Genomic DNA, 11896 nt, shown 5'->3' with positions numbered 1-11896 from the left:
GCTGGTTGCAGTGAATGTCACCCGCATAATTTCTATATTAAACAAATAACTCTAGCAGATCGTTGAGATATCGGTGGCCTTTATTTGTAACTAGCCATGAATCGTTGGTTTCCTCAATCAAACCCTTATCTACGGCCTCAGCAATTTGCGTTGCAATAGCGCTAAGTTCAAGACCAGTGTAGTCAATAAACTGTTGTTTTGATGCGGCAGTTTTTAAACGGAACACATTCATAAAAAACTCAAATGGTCTGTCATCGCTTGCAACATGCCACTGCTCATACAAATAGGGTTTACTCAGATCCATATAGCCGCGAGGGTGTTTTACCTTTACGGTTCTTAAGATCTGTTGCTGCTCAGGCAAAGTGATTTTGCCATGTGCACCACAGCCGATCCCAAGATAATCGCCAAATTGCCAATAATTCAAGTTATGTCGACATTGAAATCCCGCTTTGGCATAGCCTGAGATCTCATATTGCTGGTAGCCGTGCTCCGCAAGTAATGCCTGACCTTGTTCTTGGATGTCCCACAGTGTTTCATCCTCAGGTAAAACCGGAGGCTTAGAGGCAAACTGCGTATTTGGCTCAATGGTTAATTGATACCAAGAAAGGTGTGGCGGTGCCATCGCAATGGCTTTTTCTAAATCACTTAAGGCATCGCTAACCGATTGATTGGGAAGGCCATGCATCAAATCAAGATTAAAGCTATTTAACCCTGCTTGATGGGCTTCTTGTGCGGCGTTGAGCGCTTCTTGTTCGCCATGAATACGACCAAGTTGAGTGAGCTTTTCCTGTTGTAAGCTTTGCACGCCTATCGAAATACGATTGATGCCAGCCGCAACATAATGCTTAAAACGATCTGTCTCAACTGTGCCTGGATTTGCTTCTAAAGTGACTTCAATGTCATCCTCAAAACCAATTAGCGCTTCAATTTCACTGAGTAAATAGCGGTACGCTTCACCTGAAAGCAGGCTAGGGGTGCCACCGCCAATAAAAATACTACTGAGTTTGCGGCCCTGAACATAGTGAAGATCGGCTTTGATATCGTGGAGCAAATGTTGAATATATTCCGTTTCAGGAATATCGCCCTTTTTACCATGGCTGTTGAAATCACAGTAAGGACACTTTTGCACGCACCAAGGTACGTGCACATAAAGACTTAATGGAGGTAGTTTCACGCGAGGCCTTGAAAGTGACTGACGAGTTGTTTAAGTGCCTGTCCTCTATGGCTGATTGCGTTTTTTTCTTCCTTGGTTAGCTCTGCTGATGTGCAGTCTAAACCTTGTACCTTAAAGATTGGGTCGTAACCAAACCCTTCTCGGCCTTGTTGCGTTGTGGTGATTTCACCTTCCCAGCTTGCCTGACAAATAATCGGCGTAGGGTCGTCAGCGTGGCGCATATAAACTAGAACGCACCAAAAACGGGCGCTGCGCTCAGTTTGTTCACCAAGCGCTGCGAGTAAGTGATCAATATTTTTTTGGTCGTCGGCGTTTGCGCCAGCATAACGCGCTGAATATACTCCAGGTGCGCCGTTTAACGCGTCTACCTCAAGGCCTGAGTCATCGGCAATGGCAGGCAAGCCAGAAACCTTAGCTGCATGACGTGCCTTGATAATGGCGTTTTCCACAAAGGTAGTGCCGGTTTCTGCAACCTCTGGCACCTTGAAATCACTTTGCGGTAATACCTCAATGTCATACTGATTTAGCATCGCGCTAAGCTCTTTGACTTTACCTTGGTTACCCGTGGCAAGTACCACTTTATTTGACATATTTTCTCTACTCTACATAAAACTTTTGTGAGAACGTGAGTTTGCGGCTTTGCTTACCTTCACTGATCTCAATGTCGAAACGAAAAATATCTTCATCGTCGTAATCTAATTGGGCAAGATAGTATATTGCCTCACCTTCTACGACTTCTTTAAACTCTAGCTGTACGGTTTTACCAAGTAAGTTTTTGGCGCTACCTGCAACGCGTGCCTTAACTGCTGGTTTTCCTGGCTTGTCGGCCAAGACCGAGATATTCACAATCGCTTTGTTACCACTACGAATTAAGCCATACGCTTTTGCAATTGTGGGCTGAACAAAAGTAGACGGGAAGGCGATATAATGCACTTCCCAAGGACCTAAGTCTTTAAATTGGCCGCCTTGTTCATCTTGAGCGAATACGCCCGGTGCAAGCAGCATCATTAACACAATAATAAATGGTTTCATTGGGATGCTCCTATCTCAGTAAATCCATCATTAGGATCTGCAAAAATTGCATGCCGATAATTAGGACTAAAATAGATAAGTCCAGTCCGCCTAGCGGTGGGATCACTTTACGAATAGGTCTTAGCATCGGCTCTGTTAATTGCTCGAACACGGCGGCAACTGGATTGTAGCCTTGCGCTACCCAACTTAAAATGGCACGAATAATAAGGATCCAGAACACCAGACTAAATGCTTCTTTTACTACCGTAATAGCGCCACCAATCAGCGCGCCTAAAGCGTCAAAGTAACCACCGAATAACACCATCAGCGTCGCCATTTTGGCAAAACCAATAATGAATGCCAGCACCAAAGAGGCAAGATCTAAACCGCCCACGCCCGGAATGATTTTTCTCAGTGGGTTCACGGCAAAAGAGGTTGCTTTAACAACCGCTTGGCTTAGCGGGTTATAAAAGTCCGCTTTGACAAGCTGCAACCAGAATCGTAGTAATACGACCATTAAAAATAGATCAAATACGATCCCGACTAAAAATTGCATGGCATTCATTGGTCACCTTTAGATTTCTTTTTCCATTGCTTCAGCGCGCGCGATACATGCATCCATCGCGTCCGCTACGGTTTTTGGTAATTGCTGTGCTTTTAAATGCTCAACGGCTGCGTGGGTTGTGCCACCTTTAGAGGTGACGTTAGCGCGTAGCTGAGCAATGCTAATTTCAGGTTGCGATAATGCCATTTCAGCCGCGCCTAGCGCAGTTTGCTGCACAAGCTTTCTGGCTTCCTCAGGACTAAAACCTAGGGCTTTAGCCTTTTCTTCAATGGCTTCCATAAATAAGAAGAAATACGCTGGAGACGAACCTGTTACCGCAATAACGTCGTTGATTTTCGACTCTTCATCAAGCCACAGGGCAATACCTGTGGATGAAAATACTTGCTCAACATAGTCTTTTTCTTCATCGCTGATGTCGACGCCATACAAGCCAGACACACCGCGTCCAAGCAACGATGGCGTGTTAGGCATACAGCGCACCATTTTTACCGGTTGGCCGAGCATTTCTCTCAGTCGTGCAACGGTAATTCCGGCGGCGACAGAGATAAACAGTTTATTGCTAATATCAATATCTGCATCTTGAAAGGTCTGACACAGCTCGGCCATCATCTGTGGTTTTACAGACAAGACAATGACGTCAGCCGCGGCGACTGCTTCTAGATTATCTTGTGTTGTTTTTACCGATAATTGCTCTGCGACTTTGGCAAGTTTCTCTGCATTGCGGTTGGTGGCAATAATAGACTGCGCGTCAAAGCCACTTTTGATCATGCCACCGATAATGGCATAGCTCATATTTCCCGTTCCAATAAATGCAATTGTCTTGTTTGACATTGTGTTATTCACCTCACTGTCGTTTGCCAAAAATATCAGTACCAATGCGAACCATAGTGGAACCTGCTGCAATCGCAGTGTCTAAATCGCCACTCATTCCCATCGATAAGGTATCTAGCTGTTGATATTGGTCCTTTAGTCTATCAAAGCAAGCGCGCATTTGCTGGAAATATTGTAATTGCTTTTGTTTATCATCGGTTTGCTCAGTGATAGTCATCAAGCCACGAAGCTCCAATTGACGACAGTCATTAATAAACTGCGCGAGCGTATCAACCTCATTGGGATGACAACCTGATTTGTTGTCATCACCGCTAATATTGACCTGCAATAGCACCTTGAGTGGCTTTAAGTTTGTTGGTCTTTGCTCATTTAGCCTGCGTGCGATTTTCTCTCTATCCACGCTTTGTACCCAATGGAAGTTTTCGGCGACTAATCTTGATTTATTGGACTGGATTGGACCAATAAAGTGCCATTCAAGCGCTTTGTTTTGTTTAAAATAGGCAACTTTATCAACCGCTTCTTGTACGTAAGATTCACCGAATTGGGTTTGACCTGCCGCAATTGCAGCCTCAATATCGGCGATAGGTTTGGTTTTAGAAACCGCGAGTAATTGTACTGTTTCGCTGAATTGACAGTTTTGTTTGGCTTTTTCTATCCTGCCGTAGGCGTTATCTAAGCGTTCTGCTATTGTAACCATATAGTACTAGTGCTCATTGTGGAGTTATAAATGGATATTACAGAATTATTGGCTTTTAGTGTTCAACACAAAGCATCTGACTTACACCTTTCTTCAGGTGTTTCCCCTATGATCCGCGTTGACGGGGACGTACGTCGGGTGAATATCCCGCCGTTAGAAGCAAAAGACGTCAGCAGCCTCATCTACGATATTATGAATGATAATCAACGTCGTGACTATGAGCAAAACCTTGAGGTAGATTTCTCGTTCGAAGTGCCAAATCTGGCGCGTTTTCGTGTTAACGCCTTTAATTCAAATCGTGGTCCTGCTGCGGTGTTCCGTACCATTCCAAATCAAGTGCTGAGCTTAGATGATTTGGGGGCACCAGACATTTTTACCAAAATTTCCGACAACCCACGTGGCTTAGTATTGGTAACCGGCCCGACAGGTTCTGGTAAATCAACCACCCTGGCTGCGATGGTGGATTATATTAATAACAACAAACATCACCATATTCTAACCATCGAAGACCCGATAGAATTTGTTCACGACAACAAGCAAAGCCTTATTAACCAACGTGAAGTACATAGAGACACACACAGCTTTAACGCGGCGCTGAGAAGTGCACTCCGTGAAGACCCTGACGTTATTTTAGTTGGTGAATTACGTGATCTTGAGACCATTCGTTTAGCGCTAACTGCCGCGGAAACAGGCCACTTAGTATTTGGTACTTTGCATACTACCTCAGCACCTAAAACCATCGACCGTATTGTGGATGTGTTCCCAGGTGAAGAAAAAGACATGGTGCGATCTATGCTGTCAGAGTCGCTACAAGCGGTGATTTCACAAACACTGGTGAAAAAAGTTGGCGGCGGGCGCATAGCAGCGCATGAAATCATGCTCGGGATCCCTGCTATTCGTAACCTTATTCGTGAAGACAAGATTGCACAGATGTATTCGGCAATTCAAACCGGTGCAATGCACGGTATGCAGACCATGGATCAATGCCTTACAAATTTATTAAACCGTGGTTTGATCACACAGCAAGATGCGCGTGCAAAAGCGCATGACAAAAATCAGTTTAATAGCGGCTATTAAGTAGTGGTGTAGCGATGAATATAGAACCGTTTTTGCAAACGATGGCAAATCAGCAAGCATCCGACTTATTCGTCTCGGCAGGGCTTGCGGTGAGCGCCAAAATTGATGGCGAACTTAGAGCGTTAAGTGAAGAAAGCTTAGATGCCGAGCAGTCACTGAATCTTGTTACCTCGATTATGAGCGACAAGCAAAAGCAAGAATTCTTTAACACTAAAGAGTGCAACTTTGCGATTGCTAACGATATCGGGCGTTTTCGTGTTTCAGCATTTTGGCAACGGGATTGTGCGGGCATGGTTATCCGCCGTATCGTTACTGCTATTCCTGATGTCAATGAGCTAGGTTTGCCGTCGGTACTGACCGATGTGATCATGTCCAAACGTGGCTTGGTGTTATTTGTAGGTGGTACGGGCACGGGTAAGTCAACTTCGCTTGCAGCACTGCTCGGTTATCGTAATCGTAACCAACGTGGCCACATTTTGACCATTGAAGATCCCATCGAGTTTGTGCATCAACACCAAAAAAGCATCATTACTCAGCGTGAGGTGGGCATTGATACTGACAGTTTTGAATCTGCCTTAAAAAGCTCATTACGCCAAGCGCCAGATGTTATTTTAATTGGTGAAATTCGCTCGCAAGAAACCATGGAGTATGCACTGAGCTTTGCTGAAACGGGGCATTTATGCGTTGCAACCTTGCACGCCAATAATGCCAATCAGGCCATTGACCGTATCATGCACTTAGTCCCTAAAGAAAAGCACGATAAACTGAAGTACGATTTGGCGCTGAACTTACGTGCTATTGTGGCGCAACAACTTGTGCCTTCTTCAAAGGGCGAAGGCCGAGAAGCCGCCATTGAAGTACTACTTAACTCCCCACTCGTTGCCGAGCTTATTAAAAAAGGCGATATTGGCTCAATTAAAGAGGCAATGGCAAAATCGAAAGACATGGGCATGCAAACCTTTGATCAAGCATTGTTTGAGCTTTATAAGCAGCAGCGGATCAACTATGCCGATGCCCTGCATCATGCTGACTCGCCAAACGATCTGCGCCTGATGATCAAGCTGCAAAATAATGAACAAAAAGGTGCGGGCTTCCTACAAGGGGTTACGGTAGATGGGTTGGATTCGAAGAACTAAACGTAGCTACCTATTCTTCACTTTCGTGCTGAGCTTTGCTGGTGTACTTAATGCCAGCGAAGCACTTAATGTTTTTATTAGAGATGATGTCCTCGCTGATTATCAACGTTTTGTTGGTGAACGCGACGTCACAAAAATTACCGATTTTAGTGGCCAGTATTTACGCCGTGATGTTGTCGATATGGTGGTAGCACAGCAAGCCTTGCAAAAAGGTGGCTTCGATAAAACGTTTATCTTTACTCCAGGTTTCGTCAGTTTTCGTGAATCCAATTTGCTTGAAAAAGGAGAGCAACTGCTTCACTTTGATAGCTATTGGAAAGCAGACCTTGAAAATAAAGGTCGGCTGCTTTTTATCAGTGAGCCGGTTATTCAAAAAGGTCAGTATTTTGCTGGTATTTATCACGGGATAGATAATCAAAAAGTAAAGCAGCTAAAAGAGGAGCAAGGGCTCACCCAGCTAACTTCGGTATCCAACCCTAAATGGCAGACCGACTGGCAAACCTTGGAGTCACTTCCGCTTAAACAGCTTCATGCTGAACCAGATTGGATGTCACAAGCGCGTATGGTGAGCAAAGGTTGGGTCGACTTTATGTTGATGCCGCTTATGCCGAAGCTAGATAATCGCTTTGTTTTGGAAGATGTTGAGCTCATTGCTAATGAGCATCTAGTCGTGCTGTTAAACGACAGCAGACATTTTGCGGTGTCTCGGCTTCACCCAGAAGGTGAACGAGCGTTTGCTGCATTACAAAAAGGCCTTGCAATACTACGTGAGCAAGGCCGGATCACTAGCGCGTATCAGCAAGCAGGGTTAATACCTGATTTGAAGAAGTACCAAGTCGTAAACCCCGTACAGGAGCTTCGCTAGTCATTCATACTCCTGCTCGTGGCTAGAGTTGCCTTACTGCTGGTGATTGAAAGCGTTGAGAGTCCGTTAAATATGATGGACTTTTACAGACAGTTAGCCGTACCTTTAATATCAGTACTGAATTTTTGATATTAAAGGTCGGCGCTAGATTGATATTTTTAGTGTGTTATCGCTACACCGACTATGCCGTGTATGAATATCAATTCACTTGGTGGAAAATAAAGCTCAACAGGCCCAAGAGTTAGGCAGGCTATTCCCACATTGCCTCAAAGTAGCTTTCGAGAATGATACAAGCAGACATGCCATCTACCTTACCTTTTGCAAGGTTCTTATAGCCACCTTGTTCAAATAAACGTGCTCTGGCATCAGCTGTCGTCAAGCGCTCATCTTGTGTTTCTACCGGCAACCGGAAGTGGTTATGCAAGCGGTTAGCAAACTTTTTTGCTCTGAATGTTAAATCTTGATTGGTACCATCCATATTCAGTGGTAAGCCAACCACTAATAAATCAGGTTGCCACTCGTTAATGAATACCGCGATGTCATCCCAATTTGGAATACCATCGTTTGCCTTAACTGCACCTAAGCTTGATGCGGTTGCGGTGATTTCTTGGCCGATAGCCAAGCCGATACTTTTAGTGCCAAAGTCAAAACCGATGATGCTACGTTTACCTTTAGGCACTTTTTCTTTTTTGATTTCCATGAATACTTCGTTTATTAACCTAAGCTCAAAATGACAGGCTAGTTACGCATGACCCGCTTGCGAGCTTAATTGTGCAACGTCGAAACCAAGCATTTGCACTGCTTTTTCCCAACGCTTTTCGGGTGGCGTATTAAATATGATTTCGGGGTCAGCCTCGACGACTAACCAAGTGTTTTCTTTCAGTTCTTTCTCTAGCTGACCACTTACCCATCCGGCGTAGCCCAAGGTGATGATAAATCCTTCGGGAGAGTGTGATGACGTTAAAGAGGCTAAAACATCTTTTGATGTGGTGATCATAATTTCGGAGCTAAGCTCTTGGCTTGAGGCGTAACCAAACTTTGGCGTATGTAATACAAAGCCTCTGTCGGTATGAACAGGCCCACCTGCGTAGATATTTACCTTAGCCGCTTGGCTAGATTTGTCGTTATCGATATCAATTTGATCAAGCAATTCGCCCACGGTGATATCGATAGGGTGGTTTACCACCAACCCCATCGCGCCATCTTCGCTGTGTTCACAAAGATAGGTTACCGTATGATTGAAAAAAGGGTCGTCCATGCTGGGCATTGCCACTAAAAAGTGATTAGCGAGTGATTTCATAACCAGACCCCCTTAATGGTTAGTTTTTAGTATGGTCGAGTTTTCGCTCGATCGCATCATAAAACTTATCCATAATTGAAATGTCATACGCCGCTTCAATTTCTTTTACGCAAGTTGGTGCGGTGACGTTGATTTCGGTGAGCTTATCGCCAATGATATCTAGGCCAACGAATATTAGGCCCTTTGCCTTTAACGTTGGGGCAATGGCTTCGGCAATTTTACGGTCCGATTCGCTAATAGGTCTTGCTTCACCACGGCCGCCTGCCGCGAGATTACCACGAGTTTCACCGCCTTGTGGAATGCGAGCCAAGCAGTACGGCATCACTTCACCATCTACCACTAACACGCGCTTATCACCGTCTTTAATGGCTGGAATATAGTTTTGCGCCATCGCATAGCGAGAGCCATGCTCGGTAAGCGTTTCGCAGATCACGCCAATATTTGCATCATCTTGTTTCACTCTAAAAATAGACGCGCCGCCCATCCCATCTAAAGGCTTGAGAATGATATCGCCATGTTTAGCTAAAAACTCGCGAATTTGTGATTGATTACGCGTAACCAAAGTATCTGGAGTATGCTCACTAAACCACGCCGTAAAGAGCTTTTCATTGGCGTCGCGCAGACTTTGTGGTTTATTTACCACAAGCGAACCCGCAAGTTCAGCGCGCTCAAGAATATAAGTGGCGTAAATATATTCAGTGTCAAAAGGCGGATCTTTACGCATTAAAATAACGTCAAGGTCGCCCAAATCGATTTCTTGTTTCTCAGCTAGTTCATACCAATGGGAAGTATCGTCAAATACCTGCGCTTTTGCCGCGGTCGCTTTGGCAACGCCTTGGTACAAGAAAAGGTCATTCATTTCCATGTAATACAATTCATAGCCGCGCTGCTGTGCCGCCAGCATCATGGCAAACCCGGTGTCTTTTTTAATGTTAAAGCCACTGATTGGATCGGAAATGATCCCTAATTTAATCGTCATAGACGCTCCCATTGCGCTTGCTGAGTTTACCCATGATATGGGGGTTGCTCTGTGTATTTAAAGTGCTAAATCGCCAAATTGCAGCTGTAGTGCGCTCAGTACCGTGAGAGCTGCGGTTTCTGTACGAAGTACACGTGGGCCTAAACGGACATCAACAAACCGCTGTTGAGCGGTAGCATCGAGTTCTTCATCGGTAAAGCCGCCTTCAGGCCCCACTAAAAAGCGGATCCCAGACTGACTATACGGCAGTGTTTTTATTGAATGTTCGGCGCGAGGATGTAGTGTGATTTTTAACTCGTCGCTTTGCTGTGCAAGCCACTCAGACAACTCCATTGGTGGGTTAATAATAGTGATGGTATTACGTCCGGATTGCTCGGCCGCGGCAATTGCTATCTTTTGCCATTGCTGGTGTTTTTTTGCTAGACGTTCGCCACTTAATTTAACGCCACAGCGTGTGGTAAACAAAGGGGTGATTTCGCTCACACCCAGCTCTACCGACTTTTGAATTGTGAAGTCCATTTTATCACCGCGAGAAATCCCTTGCCCAAGATGTATGGCAAGTGGGGATTCTGCATTTTTGTCTTCAAATGATTCAGGTACAGCAACGACTTTCTTTTTCCCAACTTCACTTAATTGACATAGGTACTCGCCGCCCTGTCCGTTGAACAGGCTGACTTTATCTTTGGTTGTCATTCTAAGCACTCGGCCTATGTGTCCTGCGGCGTCATCGTCCAAAGTAACTGGCACACCAATGGCCAAAGGCGAGTCTTGATAAATATGTGGAATACGCATAATTCGATTATTCAGTTGCTGTTTTGTGGCAATGGTAAGCGCTCGCGCACGGTTAGTCTACATCATCCTGCCACTTTAGCTTTACCGCAAAGTAACCCGGTGAGCTTAGCAAGCATCAAGTCAGGGTCGGGGAGGCCCGCGGTATCCGGATGACAAGATAAGTGATTGATTAATGCTTGTGAGTGCTGTTTAGTGATCTGAAAACCTTGCGGGGTTTGTTCGATTAAAAACCGGTGTGGGTGAAGAGAATCAAAAATAAAGCGCTGCTCCTCGGTAGCTAAATGATAGTCCAGAGAATAGAGCAGCACAGCATTAATGTTATGATGACGGTGCAAATAGCTGGCAAGTTCAGAGACGCTGATTTCATTGTCAAAGTCACAATAACAGTAGTCTTTTATTTGCTCTTTAAACATCATCTTGAGCATTTGTTTGGTGTTGTCACCTGCGATAATAATATTACTGGCTTGGCTAGAGCGCACGTTTTGCAAATGCTCGACGAGTTCTTGGCTAAAATCCCAATTGCTATCTACCAGTAAAAATCCATCACTTAAAGCATTCATGCAGTATTGCGTTACACCGAAAACAAGTTAATAAGTAAATAGCCTATGGAGCAGAAAACCGCAAACTCCAAACATGCGATACCAACGTTATCTTGGTGGTCTACCTCTAGGCCAATATTGACCTTAGGTAAGGATAAATGCAGTAAGACGTAGCTACCAATGTAAAGAAAAAGCCACATTACACCGCAATGCATGACAACCGAAAACAAGTTTTCTACCACTTTTGCACCATGGTAGGGAGCGCTGTGCAGTCCCGCATACATGGCTAAAGAGAGGCCGATGGATTTGCCCGCATACCGAATACCAATAGAAGTGTTTCTGAGATTAAAATTTTGTTGTAAAGAAGCCCCTTGGTTAAACTTGGCAAAGCGACTTTCTCTGATTTTACTATCTAGCGTATAAAGCAGCTGCAATAGCATAAAGCCAAGGGCTACGACTAATAGATCGCTCCAGCCTTTCGGATGCACCCAATGATATAAACCAAGCACCAATATGGTGTTACCGAGTAACATGCCTGAGTCCACCATCGCGGCGCAGATATTTTGCTTTAAAATCGCTTCTTCTTCGTCAAACTGATACAAAATCCATTTGCGATGGATCCATTGACCGAAGTATACAAAGGCAATGATCAACCCAATATGTAGGGCCACTTGCAGAGGGTGTGCCTGTGCTCTCACCACACCTAAATCATTGAATAAGTATGCAACACAAACACACAGCATCGTCACTTGACTGGCATAGCTGATCCCAAGTGCAAAGTTGTCACGTTGTGCGAGCTCGTCATCCAGAAGATTGTTGGCGCTACGCTGGATCATTAAGCGCAGCAAAATAGTTAAACCGCAGACAATGACAAAGCAAATCAAAATCGCTAAAAAGTTGATATTGTTTAAAGACAAATAACTCATACTC

Annotated in this window: 15 protein-coding genes; 3 read left to right on the top strand and 12 right to left on the bottom strand. The window is 44.7% G+C overall.

Annotated elements, in window-relative coordinates:
• Positions 1–37: 37 nt before the first annotated feature.
• The 6 genes from hemW to L3V43_RS18165 are packed head-to-tail and all read right to left on the bottom strand — an operon-like array spanning position 38 to position 4278.
• Positions 38–1174 carry a radical SAM family heme chaperone HemW gene (gene hemW, locus L3V43_RS18190; protein WP_039494444.1) on the bottom strand — a complete coding sequence of 379 codons (1137 nt, stop codon included), beginning with the start codon at positions 1172–1174 and terminating at the stop codon, positions 38–40.
• On the bottom strand, positions 1171–1764 hold the full coding sequence (locus L3V43_RS18185; RefSeq protein WP_174170327.1) for an XTP/dITP diphosphatase: 594 nt from the start codon (positions 1762–1764) through the stop codon (positions 1171–1173). The genes hemW and L3V43_RS18185 overlap by 4 nt, the downstream gene beginning before the upstream one ends.
• Positions 1765–1771: 7 nt before the next feature.
• Positions 1772–2206 (bottom strand): DUF4426 domain-containing protein, encoded by a 435-nt coding sequence (locus L3V43_RS18180; RefSeq protein WP_010607717.1) that lies wholly within the window; start codon positions 2204–2206, stop codon positions 1772–1774.
• 10 nt (positions 2207–2216) lie between these two features.
• Positions 2217–2750, bottom strand: a complete 534-nt coding sequence (locus L3V43_RS18175) for a YggT family protein (RefSeq protein ID WP_102056173.1) — start codon at positions 2748–2750, stop codon at positions 2217–2219.
• 9 nt (positions 2751–2759) lie between these two features.
• Complete coding sequence (gene proC / locus L3V43_RS18170) at positions 2760–3581, bottom strand: pyrroline-5-carboxylate reductase (RefSeq protein WP_010607715.1); 822 nt, start codon at positions 3579–3581, stop codon at positions 2760–2762.
• A gap of 13 nt (positions 3582–3594) precedes the next feature.
• Entirely contained in the window at positions 3595–4278 is a 684-nt protein-coding gene (locus L3V43_RS18165) for a YggS family pyridoxal phosphate-dependent enzyme (protein ID WP_010607714.1), read from the bottom strand.
• Between the two features lie 30 nt (positions 4279–4308).
• Between L3V43_RS18165 and L3V43_RS18160 the strand changes: the two genes are divergently transcribed.
• From L3V43_RS18160 to L3V43_RS18150, 3 genes are read left to right on the top strand one after another with little or no spacing between them, the layout of a single operon-like run.
• Entirely contained in the window at positions 4309–5355 is a 1047-nt protein-coding gene (locus L3V43_RS18160; protein WP_010379026.1) for a type IV pilus twitching motility protein PilT, read from the top strand.
• Between the two features lie 14 nt (positions 5356–5369).
• Positions 5370–6491, top strand: coding sequence for a PilT/PilU family type 4a pilus ATPase (locus L3V43_RS18155; protein ID WP_010607713.1), 1122 nt, complete (start codon positions 5370–5372; stop codon positions 6489–6491).
• Positions 6469–7356 carry a hypothetical protein gene (locus L3V43_RS18150; RefSeq protein WP_237117123.1) on the top strand — a complete coding sequence of 296 codons (888 nt, stop codon included), beginning with the start codon at positions 6469–6471 and terminating at the stop codon, positions 7354–7356. Before L3V43_RS18155 ends, L3V43_RS18150 begins: the two co-directional genes overlap by 23 nt.
• Positions 7357–7606: 250 nt before the next feature.
• Here L3V43_RS18150 and ruvX read toward each other — a convergent pair whose 3' ends face one another.
• The 6 genes from ruvX to L3V43_RS18120 form a co-directional block, all read right to left on the bottom strand.
• The gene (ruvX, locus tag L3V43_RS18145; RefSeq protein WP_102056175.1) at positions 7607–8056 is read right to left on the bottom strand and encodes a Holliday junction resolvase RuvX; all 450 of its coding nucleotides are present in this window, start codon (positions 8054–8056) and stop codon (positions 7607–7609) included.
• 42 nt (positions 8057–8098) lie between these two features.
• Positions 8099–8656 (bottom strand): YqgE/AlgH family protein, encoded by a 558-nt coding sequence (locus L3V43_RS18140; protein ID WP_010607710.1) that lies wholly within the window; start codon positions 8654–8656, stop codon positions 8099–8101.
• A 19-nt stretch (positions 8657–8675) separates the two neighbouring features.
• A complete protein-coding gene (gene gshB / locus L3V43_RS18135; protein WP_010379037.1) occupies positions 8676–9635 on the bottom strand; it encodes a glutathione synthase in 960 nt (319 codons plus the stop codon).
• A 57-nt stretch (positions 9636–9692) separates the two neighbouring features.
• Entirely contained in the window at positions 9693–10427 is a 735-nt protein-coding gene (gene rsmE / locus L3V43_RS18130) for a 16S rRNA (uracil(1498)-N(3))-methyltransferase (protein WP_237117124.1), read from the bottom strand.
• Between the two features lie 62 nt (positions 10428–10489).
• A complete protein-coding gene (locus L3V43_RS18125) occupies positions 10490–10987 on the bottom strand; it encodes a hypothetical protein (RefSeq protein ID WP_237117125.1) in 498 nt (165 codons plus the stop codon).
• 11 nt (positions 10988–10998) lie between these two features.
• Positions 10999–11892: a hypothetical protein gene (locus L3V43_RS18120; RefSeq protein WP_045989157.1), complete on the bottom strand. Its 894-nt coding sequence runs from the start codon at positions 11890–11892 to the stop codon at positions 10999–11001.
• Positions 11893–11896 lie beyond the last annotated feature (4 nt).

The organism is Pseudoalteromonas sp. L23 (genome assembly GCF_021728455.1).
Classification (GTDB): Bacteria; Pseudomonadota; Gammaproteobacteria; order Enterobacterales; family Alteromonadaceae; genus Pseudoalteromonas.
This window is presented reverse-complemented; position numbering and strand designations above follow the sequence as displayed.